The sequence below is a fragment of the Shewanella sp. H8 genome, from assembly GCF_040285065.1.
GTDB classification, from domain to species: Bacteria; Pseudomonadota; Gammaproteobacteria; order Enterobacterales; family Shewanellaceae; genus Shewanella; species Shewanella polaris.
This window is the reverse complement of sequence record NZ_CP157213.1, coordinates 1,116,962-1,132,704: the sequence shown is the minus strand read 5'-3', so window position 1 is coordinate 1,132,704 and position 15,743 is coordinate 1,116,962. Positions and strand designations below refer to the sequence as shown.

At 39.7% G+C, this 15,743-nt stretch carries 16 protein-coding genes and 2 other annotated features; of the genes, 5 read left to right on the top strand and 11 right to left on the bottom strand.

Annotated elements, in window-relative coordinates:
• Positions 1-28 precede the first annotated feature (28 nt).
• Together thrB and thrA are read right to left on the bottom strand one after the other, a co-directional pair.
• Positions 29-988: a homoserine kinase gene (thrB, locus tag ABIS04_RS04970; protein WP_350432781.1), complete on the bottom strand. Its 960-nt coding sequence runs from the start codon at positions 986-988 to the stop codon at positions 29-31.
• Positions 985-3,453 (bottom strand): bifunctional aspartate kinase/homoserine dehydrogenase I, encoded by a 2,469-nt coding sequence (thrA, locus tag ABIS04_RS04965; RefSeq protein WP_350432780.1) that lies wholly within the window; start codon positions 3,451-3,453, stop codon positions 985-987. The genes thrB and thrA overlap by 4 nt, the downstream gene beginning before the upstream one ends.
• Positions 3,454-3,514: 61 nt before the next feature.
• Positions 3,515-3,632, bottom strand: a sequence feature (Thr leader region).
• A 548-nt stretch (positions 3,633-4,180) separates the two neighbouring features.
• On the opposite strand from thrA, the gene slyD reads away from it, so the two are divergent.
• Positions 4,181-4,741 (top strand): peptidylprolyl isomerase, encoded by a 561-nt coding sequence (slyD, locus tag ABIS04_RS04960; protein ID WP_140233604.1) that lies wholly within the window; start codon positions 4,181-4,183, stop codon positions 4,739-4,741.
• Positions 4,742-5,009: 268 nt separating this feature from the next.
• Positions 5,010-5,384, top strand: coding sequence for a hypothetical protein (locus ABIS04_RS04955; protein WP_350432779.1), 375 nt, complete (start codon positions 5,010-5,012; stop codon positions 5,382-5,384).
• 273 nt (positions 5,385-5,657) lie between these two features.
• On the opposite strand, the gene trpR is transcribed toward ABIS04_RS04955, so the two are convergent.
• A complete protein-coding gene (gene trpR / locus ABIS04_RS04950; RefSeq protein WP_137222275.1) occupies positions 5,658-5,936 on the bottom strand; it encodes a trp operon repressor in 279 nt (92 codons plus the stop codon).
• A gap of 262 nt (positions 5,937-6,198) precedes the next feature.
• Between trpR and ABIS04_RS04945 the strand changes: the two genes are divergently transcribed.
• A complete protein-coding gene (locus tag ABIS04_RS04945) occupies positions 6,199-6,648 on the top strand; it encodes a cytochrome c (RefSeq protein WP_350432778.1) in 450 nt (149 codons plus the stop codon).
• Between the two features lie 125 nt (positions 6,649-6,773).
• On the opposite strand, the gene ABIS04_RS04940 is transcribed toward ABIS04_RS04945, so the two are convergent.
• Positions 6,774-7,439, bottom strand: a complete 666-nt coding sequence (locus tag ABIS04_RS04940; protein ID WP_350432777.1) for a cytochrome b/b6 domain-containing protein — start codon at positions 7,437-7,439, stop codon at positions 6,774-6,776.
• A gap of 397 nt (positions 7,440-7,836) precedes the next feature.
• On the opposite strand from ABIS04_RS04940, the gene hpf reads away from it, so the two are divergent.
• Together hpf and ABIS04_RS04930 are read left to right on the top strand one after the other, a co-directional pair.
• Positions 7,837-8,169: a ribosome hibernation-promoting factor, HPF/YfiA family gene (gene hpf, locus ABIS04_RS04935; RefSeq protein ID WP_350432776.1), complete on the top strand. Its 333-nt coding sequence runs from the start codon at positions 7,837-7,839 to the stop codon at positions 8,167-8,169.
• Positions 8,170-8,312: 143 nt separating this feature from the next.
• Positions 8,313-8,434: a sequence feature (Phe leader region), on the top strand.
• A 55-nt stretch (positions 8,435-8,489) separates the two neighbouring features.
• Positions 8,490-10,436 (top strand): chorismate mutase, encoded by a 1,947-nt coding sequence (locus ABIS04_RS04930; RefSeq protein WP_350432775.1) that lies wholly within the window; start codon positions 8,490-8,492, stop codon positions 10,434-10,436.
• 79 nt (positions 10,437-10,515) lie between these two features.
• On the opposite strand, the gene ABIS04_RS04925 is transcribed toward ABIS04_RS04930, so the two are convergent.
• The 7 genes from ABIS04_RS04925 to rpsP form a co-directional block, all read right to left on the bottom strand.
• Complete coding sequence (locus ABIS04_RS04925) at positions 10,516-10,860, bottom strand: hypothetical protein (protein WP_350432774.1); 345 nt, start codon at positions 10,858-10,860, stop codon at positions 10,516-10,518.
• 136 nt (positions 10,861-10,996) lie between these two features.
• A complete protein-coding gene (gene tyrA, locus ABIS04_RS04920; RefSeq protein ID WP_350432773.1) occupies positions 10,997-12,136 on the bottom strand; it encodes a bifunctional chorismate mutase/prephenate dehydrogenase in 1,140 nt (379 codons plus the stop codon).
• 11 nt (positions 12,137-12,147) lie between these two features.
• Positions 12,148-13,239 (bottom strand): 3-deoxy-7-phosphoheptulonate synthase, encoded by a 1,092-nt coding sequence (locus ABIS04_RS04915; protein ID WP_137222289.1) that lies wholly within the window; start codon positions 13,237-13,239, stop codon positions 12,148-12,150.
• A gap of 351 nt (positions 13,240-13,590) precedes the next feature.
• Positions 13,591-13,944, bottom strand: a complete 354-nt coding sequence (gene rplS / locus ABIS04_RS04910) for a 50S ribosomal protein L19 (protein ID WP_350432772.1) — start codon at positions 13,942-13,944, stop codon at positions 13,591-13,593.
• A 33-nt stretch (positions 13,945-13,977) separates the two neighbouring features.
• Positions 13,978-14,724: a tRNA (guanosine(37)-N1)-methyltransferase TrmD gene (gene trmD, locus ABIS04_RS04905; RefSeq protein WP_137222294.1), complete on the bottom strand. Its 747-nt coding sequence runs from the start codon at positions 14,722-14,724 to the stop codon at positions 13,978-13,980.
• A gap of 15 nt (positions 14,725-14,739) precedes the next feature.
• A complete protein-coding gene (rimM, locus tag ABIS04_RS04900) occupies positions 14,740-15,270 on the bottom strand; it encodes a ribosome maturation factor RimM (protein ID WP_137222296.1) in 531 nt (176 codons plus the stop codon).
• 21 nt (positions 15,271-15,291) lie between these two features.
• A complete protein-coding gene (gene rpsP / locus ABIS04_RS04895; protein WP_011638368.1) occupies positions 15,292-15,543 on the bottom strand; it encodes a 30S ribosomal protein S16 in 252 nt (83 codons plus the stop codon).
• Between the last annotated feature and the right edge of the window lie 200 nt (positions 15,544-15,743).

Sequence of the window (15,743 nt, the reverse complement as noted above, 5' to 3'; positions counted from 1 at the left end):
TCAATATAAATAATGCGAAAAATGAGCGTTACACGCAGCGCGTGCCAAGTTTATCTAATTTACAAACATGGGAAAAACCACCTTGCTCAGAAATATAATGCTGCATTAGCCAGTTTTTAGCTTTTTCTGCGGTGGCTAAATCGTCAGTTACACTAAACAATGTTGGCCCACTGCCAGAAATACCGGTAGTCAACATGCCTAATTCAGCTAATGCTGTTCGCGCTTCGGTATAACCCGGAATTGCAGATGCCCGATAAGGTTCAGCCAAAACATCTTTCAGCATTTCAATTGCCAATGCAGCATCTTGCTGATAACTCGCGTGAACAAATGCACTTAAATAACGACCAAAATCAATCGCAACAGATTTGTCATACTGTTCAGGTAATAATTGACGCATTTTAGCCGTTGATAATGAAATACCTGGATAAGCGATAACCCAATACCAATTATCAAAACTAGGAATCGTTGCACACGCTTTGTTACTGGCATTAAGCATTAACTGCATGCCACCTAGATAACATGGTGCCACATTGTCATAATGGACACTACCCGATATTTTACCTTCAAACTCGCCCATTAAAGCTAATAAAGCTTGCTGGTCAAATGGCTGACCAAAATGTTCATTCAACGCATATAATGCTGCAACAACCGAGCTAGCACTTGAGCCTAAACCACTGCCTACGGGAAGATTTTTTTCAAGACAAACTGTTACGCCATCTTGTCTATTTAATTTATCTAAAAAGAACTCTGCACATTGATAGACAATATTGTCTTTTCCGTCAGACGGTAATTTATGTGCCCATGGGCCAGTCTGACTATATTCAATGCCGCTAGCCGCTGCGCCGATCATGACTCTATCACCCAACAGAGAACCATCAACGGGCGCCAGTGCAGCACCCAACAAGTCAAAACCAACGCCAACGTTCCCCATCGATGCCGGGGCATAAACCGTAAGCATGTCTTGACTGACCTTTAATGTTTGATTCATAACCCAACCTCACGAGTCCAGTTTAGGGTTCTTAACACGTCAGCAAACGCTCCAGCAGCAGTGACATCAGTACCTGCGCCATACCCTCTTAACACAAAAGGGATTGGTTGATAATAACGACTATAAAATGCCAAGGCATTCTCGCCACCTTTTACACTGTATAACGGGTCGGAGGCATCCACTTCAATAATTCTGACATGACATTGCCCCTCTTCAATTTGACCAACATAACGCAATACCTTGCCTTCGGCTTTGGCCGCTGCGACTCGGGCTGAGATTTCAGCATCCAATGAAGGAAGATTTGCCATAAATTGGTTTACATCGCCAGAGTCATCAAAGTCAGCAGGCAATACTGATTCAATATTAATGTCTTCAAGCTCTAATGGAAGGCCAACTTCACGAGCGAGAATGAGGACTTTACGTGCGACATCCATACCACTAAGATCATCACGAGGATCGGGTTCGGTAAAACACTTGTCGCGAGCAATTGCCGTCGCCTGCGACAAGCTCATGCCTTCATCTAACATTCCAAAAATATACGATAGCGAACCTGATAAAATACCATTGAATTTATGGAGTTTATCACCGGCATACATCAGTTTTTTCAAGTTGTCGATAACTGGTAAACCCGCTCCGACAGTTGTTTCATACAAAAATTGGCGACGTTGAGTTAATGCCGTATGACGCAATGCCTGATAGTAAGCGTAATCACGAGTGTTTGATTTTTTGTTAGGAGTGACAACATGGAAACCGGCATTCATCACATCAAGATAACGATCTGACACCAACTCACTTGAAGTACAATCAACTAACACAGGGTTAAGCAATTGTTGCTCTTGACCCCACTCGAGTAAATGAGCTAAATCATACGGTTGACCTTTTTCAGCCAATAACGATTGCCACTCATTCAGTTCAAGTCCTTCGCTGTTTAATAACATTTGACTCGAATTAGCGATCCCACATACACGAATACTAATGTGCTGTTCTTTTAACATCGCACTTTGTTGTTTAATTTGCTCTAATAATCCAGCACCGACATTACCACTGCCGACTAAAAACACATCTAGATATTGCTGTACATCGAAAAATGCTTGATGACATGCACCAATGGCATGCTTGGTTTTTTTCTGTTGAATAACGGTAGAAATTGATCTTTCTGATGATCCCTGTGCAATAGCAATGATATTTACGCTGGCCTTAGCTAGTGCAGTAAAAAATTTAGCCGCTACTCCCTTGTGAGTTTTCATACCATCGCCAATCAAAGACACGATCGCCAAATCTTGACGCAATTCAATCGGTTCAAGTAATTCACTTTTAAGCTCAAGTTCAAATTCTTGCTCTAGTGCCCATTTTGCTTTGTTCGCTTGAGAGGTTGAGACACAAAAACTGATGCTGTATTCAGATGAGCTTTGGGTAATAAGCGACACCGAGATACCACTGCGAGAGATAACCGCCAAAGTCCGACTTGCCATACCGACCATGCCTTTCATTCCTGGGCCAGAGACGTTAAACATGGTTTGATTGTCTAGATTTGAAATTGCTTTAACTTGTAAACCCGTTTTATCATCATCATCAGACACCAATGTGCCGGGAGCTGATGGATTAAAACTGTTTTTGATATAACAAGGAATTTGATATTGGGCAATGGGTGCAATCGTTTTAGGGTGCAACACTTTGGCGCCAAAGTAAGAGAGCTCCATCGCTTCTTGATAGCTTAATTGCGACAATAATTTAGCATCAGCTACTACACGAGGATCCGTATTGTAAACCCCATCAACATCAGTCCAAATTTCACAACTTGAAGCGTCTAAACAAGCCGCTAAAACAGCAGCGGAATAGTCAGAACCGTTACGGCCTAATGTCACTACTTTGCCATGTGCATCTGCAGCGGTAAATCCAGGCATCACCCAAACTCGGTACTGATCAAGTGGCAACAAAGCGAACCTTGGTTTGCTCACTGTAATATCAACTACCGACTCTAATGGCTGTCCATGAGCTAAAAATAAGGCCACTGGATCTAATTGTGCTGATGTTATGCCTTTTGCTAGCATAACTTGTTCCATTAATGCTGCTGATAAGCGTTCGCCAGTCACCACTAATTCAGCACGAACACTATCAGGACATTCGCCCAATAACTTTATGCCATAAAGCTTATCTTTCCAAACTTGCATTTGCGCAGCTAATTTATTAACCAGTAATGTATGTTGAGCGACTGTAATAAGTGATGTTGCAGCATCAGAAAATAAACCACTAAATACACCATTGATGTGGTCTAACACTGGCTGATAGTCTTGTTGATTCACAGCAATATCAACCATCTCTAACAGCGCATTGGTTACTGTTGCAGGAGCAGAAAGTACCGTAGCAACAGATTCTGTCGAAGCTGTATCAGCAATAATGTCTGCCGCCATCGAAAAACGAGGCCAGTTCGCCAACGATGTTCCACCAAATTTCATTACTTTCATGTTGCTCTCCTTGCCACTCATATAGTGACAACATTAAATTAAAATCAAATACCAGAATTAAAACAAAAAAGCCCGCTTCAGTTGTTAGAAGCGGGCTTTTTTTGCAAATCTTTTAGGGTGTAATCAGCCCGCCCCCACTATGGTAATAGTGGTGGTTGTAATGGTTGTAATTACAACAAGCAAGAGGGTAAACATTTGATGATTCTCTTCGTTTTATTAAATGTTGACTGCTGATAATATTTAATCAGATTAAATAGCTGACTCCACGTTGGCTAACAGAATTGCTTTTTTTACCTAAGGTTGTCAACCCCTCATTACAGTTTATTCTCTAGTTATTTTAGATGTTGAGTTGATTTTTTAAATATTCAATATAATTAAAACATAAAATATGTTGTAACAGCCAAGACTGACAGCCGAATTTAACTTTAACACTAACGTAACCCTAATAAAAACTAACGACAAAAATCAATAAATACATGTAGATGCCACAAATTAAACAAAATATTATAATGAATACCTTGTCGATAAATAATTTATCGACAAGGTATTCATGCTTTATAAATTTACTCCACCATTTTGATGATTTATTTTCAACATGAGATTAGATAAAACCTGCAGCATAAGACAAAATAAAAAAAGCTGTGATTGAATAAGCAAAAACTGATGTTTATCATCGCAGTCCAATAGCAAAATACGCTATCATATCTTCATCACAATTGGAGGCGATATGAAAATTACAAAACATGCGGCGGTCACTATTCATTACCGCTTATCTGATGAGCAAGGCGTACTTATTGAAAATTCATTTGAAAGTGAACCGATGGTTTACTTACATGGTACTGAAAATTTAATTCCTGGACTTGAATCAGTTTTAGAAGGTAAAACTGCTGGTGAAAAAATTGAGGCGAAGATCCCGGCTGAACAAGCTTATGGCGAATATCACCCTGATTTAAAGCAAGAAGTACCTGTAAGTGCTTTTGGCGATATAGAAGACATCGTTCCTGGTATGCGTTTTATTGCTGAAACTGAAATGGGTCAACGCCCAGTTCAAGTAACTGAAGTGAAAGACGATGTCATTGTTGTTGATGGCAACCACCCTCTTGCAGGTCAAACACTGCATTTCAGTGTTGAAGTTATCGCGGTAAGAGAAGCTACAGCAGAAGAACTGTCTCATGGTCACATTCATGCCGAAGGCGGTTGTGGTAGCCATGAACACGGCCATGATCACGAATCATGTGGCACAGAAAAACCTGGCTGTGATGGTAATGGCGGTTGTGGCTGTCGTTAATGCGTTAACGCATTATTTATTCGATAAATAGACCTGTTACTCGTTATTTCTTAAATGTCTGTTCGTCAGTAAAAAGGTTGAAACATCTTAAGGCACTGTCTAGTTACTAGGCAGTGCCTTTTTGTTTAGGTTATAGTTCATAAGGTAATCATACTAATTCCATCAATTAGTCAGATTTATTGTCATCACAGTTAAGGATGATCTAAAGGCAACAATTCTCATTAATTGACCTTCAACAGAATAATTAATACATAGCGACGGAGTGCATATGGTGATTAAACCGCTATACGAATTATTGCCTTTCACTTACATGATTGTTGGCAGCATGAGTATTTTTCTACTAGAACCGAATTTTGCTGTCATTGCTTCTATCGTGGTGTACTTATATGGTGCACATATTTATAACTTACGGTCCAAAAACCGCCGAACAGATCTAAAACGTAAACGAAAGTCAGGTTTAATACCTGAAACGCTTTATGGTTTATTACCTTTTATTTACGTTTTAACTGCTGTGGGTATTTATCGTTATTACCCAAGAGATTCCAGCACACTTTTTGCTTTGTGTTTAACGTCTTATGGTTTATATCTGTTCTTAAGGCGTCTAAGTTATCGTCATCACCGACTACCGCGGGGCATTAACTAATATTGTGGCTTGCTTCGCAGCAGGTAGTATGAAAAGAGGCTTACTAAATAATCAGTGTAACTATATGATGAGTATTGACATACTTAAAATTCAGTTTCAATAAGCCGTTTCGAGTTAGGGACTAATTAATCATGTTAGCGGCTAGATAGTTGATATATTTCTTATTGAACGAACAATACTAATGATTGATATTGGTTCAAAAAACTCAGCATATTTTGGGAAGCACATAACAAGCATTCTGTATCGACATGATCAATGTCAATGACCGCTTATCTAGTCTAAGATTAATTTTTTAACTAATTCTCTTTGATTGGTAGGCATATTTTTTAAATAATTTGAACATCGTGTAATAGTTGCAATACTGACTTGATGATCTGCAGCAATTTGTCTTTGACTTAATTCCCCAGCCAATAACGTTTGAAACACCTGTAAACGCCCAGAAACTGAACTGCGTTCTTCTTCTGTCAGCAACAATTGAAACAACACAGACAAATCATCTTCATTTGCATGAGTTAATATTTTTTCTACAACTAGATTCCAGTTGGCACGCATTGTTTTTCTCTTTTTAGTAATGCCGGGACATTACAAGTGTACCAAGGAACTGTCCCGACTTGCAAAAATGCTCCTAACTTAAGCTGTAATGAATTATATAACCGTAAAATTGAAAGCAACTGATAAAACATATCGCAAATATGCAATAAAATTGTGTAGAATAAAGTGTGATTGATTACACATTTATTCTCATAACAGTATGTGTGTCATGATTAAAAATGCTTATGGAACCAGTATCATCAACAAAGAGTGAAGGATGACGATGAAAAAAATATTATTAGCCATTGCGGCAACAACAATGATTATCCCTGCTGTGTTTGCAAATAATTTTAAAGAACCTGCTGATGCGATTGAATATCGCCAAGCTGCATTCAGCTTAATTGGTTATAACTTTGGTGATATGGCTGCGATGATGAAAGGTAAAAAACCTTTTGATGCAGCAGTATTCAGCACTCGTGCAGAAAATGTTGCAGCATTATCAAAAATACCACATGAAGGTTTTATTGTCGGTTCTGATAAAGGCGACACAGAAGCCTTAGCTAAAATTTGGCAAGACAAAGCTGATTTTGATGACAAAATGACAACATTTCAAACTAATGCTGCTGCGTTAGTTGTTGCAGCTAAAACCAACGATAAAAACCAAATCAAACAAGCTTTCGGTAATACGGGCAAAAGCTGTAAAGGTTGTCACGACGTTTACAAAAAAGACTAATTTGGTAAGCTTTTGAATAGGGCAGCAATTAGTTTGATTTTCCGCTTCAGGCTATTTCGAGGTTACTCTGTTCTGTAGCAAAATGATTAAAGCCCACAAATGTGGGCTTTTTTATTAGCTTTAAATTATAAATAACTGACAACAGGTTCGAGTAACAACCACCAAATAAACGCAAAAATGACCAGTCCTATTGCTAACGCGATCCAAGGTGAACGTAACTTGGGAGAAGACACTTGCTCACTAACATATTTATAACCAGTAAACATGGCCTTAAGGATATTGTCGCCCTTTATGACATAGGCTATTACAGCAATAATATGGATCACTGCCAAACCGAGAATAAGGTTAAAATTGGTTTTATGCAGCCATGTTAACCACCCTGCAGTATCTGACGATACAAGATACATTAATGGACCTTCAGTAAAAATATCATCTGTGGCAAATAGCCCTGTGATTAACTGCAACACGAGTAGGCTTAACAACGCTATCACCATGTACCCACCTAATGGATTATGGCCTAGTGATACTGGTTTTGGTTGAGCTTTTACGTAAGCAATCACTTTTTTAGGTGAAACAAAAAAGTCACTAAACTTGGCGGTTTCACTACCAACAAAACCCCAAATTAATCTAAAAGCAATCAGCGTCATTAATAGATACGCCAATACTTGATGCCATTGCATTTCTCCAATGTCAGCAGTCCACCATAATCCACCTAACAGGCATACCATTACCCAATGAAATAAACGAGTAGGAAAATCCCATACCTTTATTTTTTGTTGTTCTATACTCATTAATATCAGCCTATATCTTTTTATCTATGGCTAGATTATAAGCTAAACAAATATGAATTAAATCACACGAGTATCAGTTTATGGGTAATTTAGACAATATTTTATAACCTTGGAAAAATAATCAACAGGCTACATTTATCGAGTGGAACTCAAAGTGAGTAAAAGAGGGGAGATTCAAGCAGTAAGAAAGTTAGTTTAGGAATGACTTATCCAATTGAATATGAGCCTATCTGAACGGTAATACAAGCACATTTTGACTCTTTTTGATTAAAAATGTCTAAGCGATCAAATAAGTCGCACTCGACAACTACAGTCACACAAAATATGATCTAGATCACACTTTTTATACTTAATCTTGGTAATCTGAACTTAAGCAAACAACAAGAAGGTGCCAAATATGCTGAAAATCACTAGCAAACAACTTGAAGTCACTGCCCTCATTCGTGAACGTATAGAAGGAAGATTAGAAAAACTATCTCGACATGATATACAGTTAATTAACCCGCATATCATTATTAATCAAGAAAAGCAGTTGTTTAAAATAGAGGCCTCAGTTGGATTACCTAGTGGAGAGTTATTCGCCCAGGCAAAAAGTGAAAACCTATATGCAGCAATTACTGCAATGGGACAAAAGCTGGAGAAACAGCTAAATCGCCTGACCCATAAACCCCAGGCTCAACGCCGAGAATCATTAACAGATGATTCGGAAAGCGAGTTTGAGTATGCATAAGGAGGAAAAAGCAGCTTGAAGTTATTAATATCTAACCAGCGCACCTCAGGGTGCGCTTTCTTTTAGCTATAATAAGCTAAACAACACCTTGATGAGTAAAATTACATTGACAGCCGTCAGCCAGAGCTTTAGTTTTAAGTCATGAACAAAAAACTATTTAACCTTTTTATTTTCTTTTTTATTCAGCCCACCCTCGGAGGCGGATTTTCTGTGTAAAAACGAAACTGAAAATTCAAGAGCCTCCCAACTGGGAGGCTTTTTGTTATATAAACACTGCTGTATATCAGTAAAACAGTATGTAGCGTTACATTGAGGTCAATATGCAAAAACCACCTGAGTTAAGTCAAACTCGCGAGCAGATAACGGCTCTGGATAAATCTTTGTTAGCGTTGCTGTCTAAACGCCGAGAGTTGAGCTTAAACGTTGCACGCAGCAAAGAAATTGATATCAGACCAATTCGAGATACTCAACGAGAAAAAGAACTGCTTGAGCGACTCGTACAGCAAGGACGCGAGCAAGGTCTTGATGCTCACTTTGTTATTTCACTGTATCAAAACATCATTGAAGACTCTGTTTTATTTCAACAAACCTATTTGCACGGCAGAGCAAACCCTGACACTCAAAAGCAACAATACACAGTGGCATATTTAGGTGCAAGAGGGTCATATTCATATTTAGCAGCCAGTCGCTATTGTTCACGTCGCCAAGTAGAAATGCTTGATTTTGGCTGTAAAAGCTTCGATGACATCGTTAATGCGGTTGAATCAGGGCATGCCGATTATGGATTTTTACCGATTGAGAATACTTCGTCTGGATCTATCAATGAAGTATATGATGTGCTGCAACATACAACGTTATCAATTGTAGGTGAAACAACAATTGAAGTAGGCCATTGTTTACTGGCCAAAGCTGATAGTAAACTGACTGATATTAAAACTATTTATGCTCACCCTCAGCCAATTAGTCAATGTAGCCGCTATTTAAGCCAGCATCCTGATATTAAACTCGAATATTGTTCAAGCAGCGCGGAGGCAATGGTTAAAGTCGTTGAAGCAGACTGTAACTCTGTCGGCGCGATTGGCAGTGCAGAAGGCGGATCGTTATATCATCTTATTGCGATTGAACAAGGTTTAGCAAACCAAAAAATCAACCAAAGTCGTTTTATTGTTGTCGCCAGAAAAGCTTCAGCGGTTCCTTCTCAACTACCCGCTAAAACTACTCTAATTATGGCGACCGGACAAAAACCTGGCGCATTGGTTGAAGCACTACTGGTTCTTAAAGCCCATAATTTGAATATGAGCAAGCTAGAGTCTCGCCCTATTCCTGGTACACCATGGGAAGAGATGTTTTACCTTGATATTGATGGTAATTTAGCAACCACGGAAGTCCAACAAGCGATCAAAGAACTCGAACGACTAACCCGCTTTATTAAAGTCCTGGGTTGCTATCCTTGTGAAACAGTAAAACCTACTCAACTATCACAAGCTCAGTTATTGATTGAACCTGATAGTTCGAAACAGCAACCAATAAAGTCATTACCTATTAGTCATGCCAAACATTCTCGCGACTACAACTCACAAGATACCCAATTATTCTGCAAGCACTTACAAATAGGTGCAGGACAATTTAGCGCATTTCAGCAAATCAACTTACCGATAGACAATACTGAACTTGCTGCACAAGCTAAGATTATCAAAGAATCAGGTTTTCAGGCCATTGTGCTAAACGATTTAAAACAACAACTTAATGAACAACAATTAAAACTACATGCACAAGTCATTGAGCAAGCTGGATTATTGTGTGTAATGCAAATAGAACAAGAACAAGAATTTGCTATTGCGAGTCAAGTAGCAGACATGTTGATTTTAAGTGGCAAACAAATGTATAACCCTGACATGCTAACGTTAATTGGCTCCGTAAATTTACCCGTAATATTAGAACGTAACACCATGGCCAGTATAGATGACTGGTTACATGCTGCCGACACAGTGCTTAGTCAAGGTAATCAACAACTCGGATTATGTGAATCAGGCGTGCGAAGCTTCACTCACCCAGAGCAATTAAGCCTCGATTTGGCTGGATTGGTTGAGGTGAAATTACGCAGTCATTTGCCGGTTATTGTTAATACCAGCTTCAGTGGTAATGCTTCACTAGCCAACACTCATGCCATCGCAGTTAACCAACTAAAGGGAAATGGTATTATCATTTTGCATCAAGACCAGTTGTCTCATGCGGAATTGATCCATGATTTATACCAAGCAAATTAAATCAATCTCTACCTAAAATAAACAACCAACAAAAATGCCGAGAGTTTATCCCGGCATTTTTATTAGTCTCGTATTTAGTTTACACCGCAATACCATCATTGAGGCTTATCCAACCTTTAAAAATACGGTAAGTGAACCAACTAATACCAAGAATATACATAGGTAAACTTAACCAAAGTGGACTAAGAAAATATCCAGCAATAAAAAAAGGACATAAACCAATAATGCTCATCCGTTGCCAACGTAAGTGGCTGCCTAATACAGAATGGGGATTAACATTTTTTTGGATAAGATTAAGCCAAAGACTCAACAAAACCGGTATAAAAAATAATGGAAAGGCACTCATTAAACCATAAAGGAAATGCCCTAAAGAATTATCTTCAACCTGTTGAACGGGTAACATATGCGATGGCATCATCGACATGGGGTTCCTCCAAAAGCAACCGCACTTACAAAATCAACACGGAATTTAAATTAGCGTATAATTAACCATAAGCCTTGTATGATTATTTCGCAATGTTAACATCAATTAATAATCATTCATTTAACGCTAACTAAAGTTAACTCCCTTTCATGTCATTAACTGATTGTAGCATTGCTCTACTTTCTTGCTGAAATTGTGGAGCAAAATCACCAAACCATTTAGCGACGCGTTGAAATTGGGTAATAAATTCTTGGCGATTACCCGATTTCAACATGGCTAAAGCATCACGATAGTTATCTAGGTAATCACTAATTGCATGCTGACTTCCTTGCTGGGCAAAAATAATATCGGCATATAATTCGGGATCTTGAGCAAATAATCGCCCAACCATTGCCAACTCTAAACGATAAATAGGTGAGCTAAACTGCAACAAGTTATCAATATCAGCTTCTTCTTTACACAGATTTAGACCATAAACAAAAGTCGAAAAGTGACGCATAGCCTGTACTAACTGCATTGCCTTATCATGCCGTTCAGCTTCTGCTTCAACAATGCGAGCGCCCCAAATTTCAATTTGTTGTAATAACCACTGGTAAGTTTCGGCTTGGCGACCATGACATACCACCACAACCTGTTTTGCAAGGCTGCCTACATCTGGGCCAAACATTGGGTGTAAACCCACTACAGGGCCTTTATGGGCGTCAAGCATTGCTGCTAGTGGTTTTTCTTTAATCGACGTTAAATCGGCTAAAATACAGGTTTCTGGTAATTGAGTTAACTTTTCTACAATCACATCACAAGTAACATTAATCGGCACTGTAACAATTACTAAGCCGGCACCATCAAATATGGCTTCAGCATCCTGCCAATCATTTTTATCAATACTTTTTACCTGATAACCCGATAAAGTGAGCATTTGGGTAAATAATTGTCCAAGTTTACCTTCGCCACCAACCACCACAACATGACCTAAATCTTGCTTAACTTGCTTAAAGCCCACATCTTTTTCATTCAGATAAGACTCGCGCATTAAGCGACGTAAAATATCCTCAATCAACTGAGGTGAAATATTCATTTTTTGCGCTTCAGCTCTACGCTTGGCTAACATTGATGCTTCACGCTGAGGTGCATAAATTGGCACCCCTGCAGAATGTTTAACCGCGCCAACTTGAGCAACTAAATCAAGACGTTTCCGCAGTAAATGTAACAATTGTTGGTCAACGCCATCAATTAAATCTCGCAGATTTTCTAGATCAGCAGTAGTCTTTTCGTTCATGTGTTTATTCATCAACCGTTGGCAACCTGTAGTGTATCGAACCGAGTCGGTAATACTGCAGACAACTGGTTAGCGCCTTGTCTTAAAATAGTTTCAGTAACGTCCCAATCAATGCATGCGTCAGTAACAGATACACCATATTTTAGCTCTGCTAAGGGTTTATCTGAACTCTGATTACCTTCATTGAGGTTACTTTCAAGCATAACACCAATGATAGATTTATTGCCTGCTTCAATTTGGTTAAATACATCTTCACAAACCTGTTTTTGGCGCTGGTGATCTTTTGAGGAATTACCATGGCTGCAATCTACGACTAAACGCGCACTGAGTTTTGCCTTATGGATCTGTACCTCACTTTCTGCAACACTAGCCGCATCATAATTAGGCGCTATGCCTCCGCGTAAAATAATGTGCCCATCTGGATTCCCAGCCGTTTTAAGCAACGCAACTTGGCCTTCTTGATTAATTCCCATAAAACGATGACTATTAGCAGCGGACTTTAATGCATTGATTGCTACCTCTAACTTGCCATCGGTACCATTTTTAAAACCTACCGGCATAGATAGACCTGAAGCCATTTCACGATGAGTTTGCGACTCGGTGGTTCTTGCGCCAATTGCAGACCAAGTAACTAACTCAGACATATACTGTGGGCTGATCGGATCCAGCGCTTCCGTAGCGATAGGTAATTCAAGCTCTGCAAGCCAAATCATGAGTTCACGAGCCATTCTTAGTCCTTTTTCAACATCAAATGATTCGTCCATATCAGGATCATTAATCAAGCCTTTCCAACCGACGGTTGTGCGAGGTTTCTCGAAGTACACTCGCATTAAAATGTAGAAGTCGTCACTGAGCTCATCATGTAACTTTTTAAGTTTTAATGCATACTCTTTTGCCGCTGCAATATCATGGATGGAGCAAGGCCCCGTCACTACAAGCACGCGATTATCGCGTTTGTGGACAATATCGGATACTTGTTTACGTGCATTAAGAATATATTGATAAGCATGAGTTGATAATGGAAGTTCTTGCTTTAACTCTGCTGGAGTCACTAGCACTTGCTCTGAACTGATGTACACATTATTAATGGTATCTTGTTGCATACTTAACACTCTCTTTTGACAACTGACCTGCGGTCACTAATAGGTTTGTTTTATTGGTATTGGATAGTTAATCTGTATTTTTGTAACGCTACACCATTACACCATAGAGCAACTATGCCTGTACCAAGGTCCGAGAGCAAGGCTTATTTACACAAAGCATAAAAAATTACTTAATCGATGATATTTCGTGCACAAGAACAACGCCAACTATACGCTCTGTGTTTGCACGCTGTGAACGCTTTATTCGTTGTGATTAAAAGCCTCACAATTTTTAAAAGCCCCACAAACAAAAACCCGCCTTTCGGCGGGTTGTTGTGCGAACACTGCATCTTTATTCTGTATCGGTAACTATTACTTAGTTGCCAATTTTTCACGGATACGTGCAGACTTACCTGAACGCTCACGTAAATAGTACAGTTTAGCGCGACGAACACGACCGCGACGCTTAACTTCGATGCTAGCAATTAATGGGCTATGCGTCTGGAAAGCACGCTCAACACCTTCACCATTAGAGATTTTACGTACTGTGAATGCTGAATGCAGACCACGGTTACGCTTAGCGATAACGATACCTTCAAAAGCCTGAAGACGCTCTTTTTCACCTTCTTTAACACGTACTTGAACTACTACTGTATCACCAGCACCAAAATCAGGCACATCTGTTTTCATTTGCTCATCGTTGAGCATTTTAATGATGTTGTTCATAATTACTCCATCCTAGTAATAACTGAGCGTTGACTATGCGGACTTGTCCGTTTCATTCACGAACTGCGCTAATAAAGTCGTTTGTTCGTCAGTCAGAGCTAGATTTTCAAATAATTCTGGTCGTCTCAAAAAAGTTCTTCCGATACTTTGTTGTAAACGCCAGAGTCTAATTTTTTCGTGGTCACCGCTTAGCAGCACTGCGGGTACGTCAAGACCATCCAATTGTTCAGGGCGAGTATAATGAGGACAATCCAGTAATCCATCAGAGAAAGAATCTTGCTCTGCTGAAGCTTGCTTACCTAGTACACCAGGTACTAAACGAGCCACTGAATCGATTAATGTCATTGCTGGTAATTCGCCACCCGAAAGTACGTAATCACCGATAGACCATTCTTCATCAACTTCTGTTTGAATAATGCGTTCATCAACACCTTCGTATCGACCACACACTAAAATCAAACTATGTGATTTAGCCAACTCAGTTACGCCTTGCTGATCCAGCTTACGTCCCTGAGGAGACAGATAAATCACTTTTGCCCTATCACCTGCAGCTGCTTTAGCTGCATGGATAGCATCACGCAAAGGTTGCACCATCATCAACATACCAGGTCCACCACCATAAGGTCGGTCGTCCACAGTATTATGTCTATCATGGGTGAAATCCCGAGGATTCCACGTTTGCACCTTTAGCAGGCCGTTTTTCACGGCTCGACCCGTAACCCCAAAGTCTGTAACAGCACGAAACATCTCTGGAAACAGGGTTATTACCCCTAACCACATATGTTGCACCTCGACTTAGAAGTCAGGATCCCAATCCACTAAAATCTGTTTCCCTTGCAAATCCACCTGTTTGATGAACTGCTCAGGGACAAAGGGGATCATACGTTCCGCTTTGCCGAAGGCATCTTTGGCATTAGCTTTAATCAATAATACGTCGTTCGATCCTGTTGCCACGATCTGATCGACTGTACCCATGTTATAGCCGTTTATATTGGTCACTTCGCAGCCGATAAGATCACGATGATAGAATTCACTGTCATCCAATTCTTTCATTTGCTCAGACTTAATGGCAATTTCACAATTTGTGAGCATTTGCGCATCTTCTCTGGTAGCAACACCTTCTAGTTCAGCCACAACAGCTTTACCTTGAAAACGCCACTGAGCAACCTTAACTTCACGCCAAACGCCTTGTTCTTTTATAAGCCAAGGCGAATAATCGAAAATACCTTCAACAGAATCGGTATAGGAAGTGATTTTTAGCCAACCTTTAATACCATGACTGGAGCCTAACTTACCCAGTACAACTAGTTCTTGGTCACTACTCATCTATCTATACCTTATACGCAATTAAGCAACAGCTTTACGCGCGTCTTTGATCAGTTTTGCAACACGCTCAGATGTTGCAGCGCCAGTAGCAACCCAATGCTCAACACGATCAAGATCTAAACGTAAAGTTTCTTCTTGGCCACGAGCCAATGGATTGAAAAAACCAACACGTTCGATGAAACGACCGTCACGAGCATTGCGGCTATCAGCAACAACGATATTGTAAAATGGACGCTTTTTTGCGCCGCCACGAGCTAAACGAATGGTAACCATGCGTTTTATTCCTCTAATGATTTGCTAGAAGCAAAAATAAAAACTGGAACTCCGTGTTCGCAAAGAGTCCCAGAAAGAAAGCCGGAAGATTTTACCTGACTTTTGAACTATTGCAACCTAAACCGATGATTTTTAGCTCATCGGTTTTGTTGTAATAAAGCCAAGCATTTAACCTAACCAACTGATTGAATGTAAATAAA

What these genes read in the sequence shown, in the direction of transcription:
- thrB (WP_350432781.1), bottom strand. Translation starts at nt 988, where the DNA reads ATGAATCAAACATTAAAGGTCAGTCAAGACATGCTTACGGTTTATGCC.
- thrA (WP_350432780.1), bottom strand. Translation starts at nt 3,453, where the DNA reads ATGAAAGTAATGAAATTTGGTGGAACATCGTTGGCGAACTGGCCTCGT.
- slyD (WP_140233604.1), top strand. Translation starts at nt 4,181, where the DNA reads ATGAAAATTACAAAACATGCGGCGGTCACTATTCATTACCGCTTATCT.
- ABIS04_RS04955 (WP_350432779.1), top strand. Translation starts at nt 5,010, where the DNA reads ATGGTGATTAAACCGCTATACGAATTATTGCCTTTCACTTACATGATT.
- trpR (WP_137222275.1), bottom strand. Translation starts at nt 5,936, where the DNA reads ATGCGTGCCAACTGGAATCTAGTTGTAGAAAAAATATTAACTCATGCA.
- ABIS04_RS04945 (WP_350432778.1), top strand. Translation starts at nt 6,199, where the DNA reads ATGAAAAAAATATTATTAGCCATTGCGGCAACAACAATGATTATCCCT.
- ABIS04_RS04940 (WP_350432777.1), bottom strand. Translation starts at nt 7,439, where the DNA reads ATGAGTATAGAACAACAAAAAATAAAGGTATGGGATTTTCCTACTCGT.
- hpf (WP_350432776.1), top strand. Translation starts at nt 7,837, where the DNA reads ATGCTGAAAATCACTAGCAAACAACTTGAAGTCACTGCCCTCATTCGT.
- ABIS04_RS04930 (WP_350432775.1), top strand. Translation starts at nt 8,490, where the DNA reads ATGCAAAAACCACCTGAGTTAAGTCAAACTCGCGAGCAGATAACGGCT.
- ABIS04_RS04925 (WP_350432774.1), bottom strand. Translation starts at nt 10,860, where the DNA reads ATGTCGATGATGCCATCGCATATGTTACCCGTTCAACAGGTTGAAGAT.
- tyrA (WP_350432773.1), bottom strand. Translation starts at nt 12,136, where the DNA reads ATGAACGAAAAGACTACTGCTGATCTAGAAAATCTGCGAGATTTAATT.
- ABIS04_RS04915 (WP_137222289.1), bottom strand. Translation starts at nt 13,239, where the DNA reads ATGCAACAAGATACCATTAATAATGTGTACATCAGTTCAGAGCAAGTG.
- rplS (WP_350432772.1), bottom strand. Translation starts at nt 13,944, where the DNA reads ATGAACAACATCATTAAAATGCTCAACGATGAGCAAATGAAAACAGAT.
- trmD (WP_137222294.1), bottom strand. Translation starts at nt 14,724, where the DNA reads ATGTGGTTAGGGGTAATAACCCTGTTTCCAGAGATGTTTCGTGCTGTT.
- rimM (WP_137222296.1), bottom strand. Translation starts at nt 15,270, where the DNA reads ATGAGTAGTGACCAAGAACTAGTTGTACTGGGTAAGTTAGGCTCCAGT.
- rpsP (WP_011638368.1), bottom strand. Translation starts at nt 15,543, where the DNA reads ATGGTTACCATTCGTTTAGCTCGTGGCGGCGCAAAAAAGCGTCCATTT.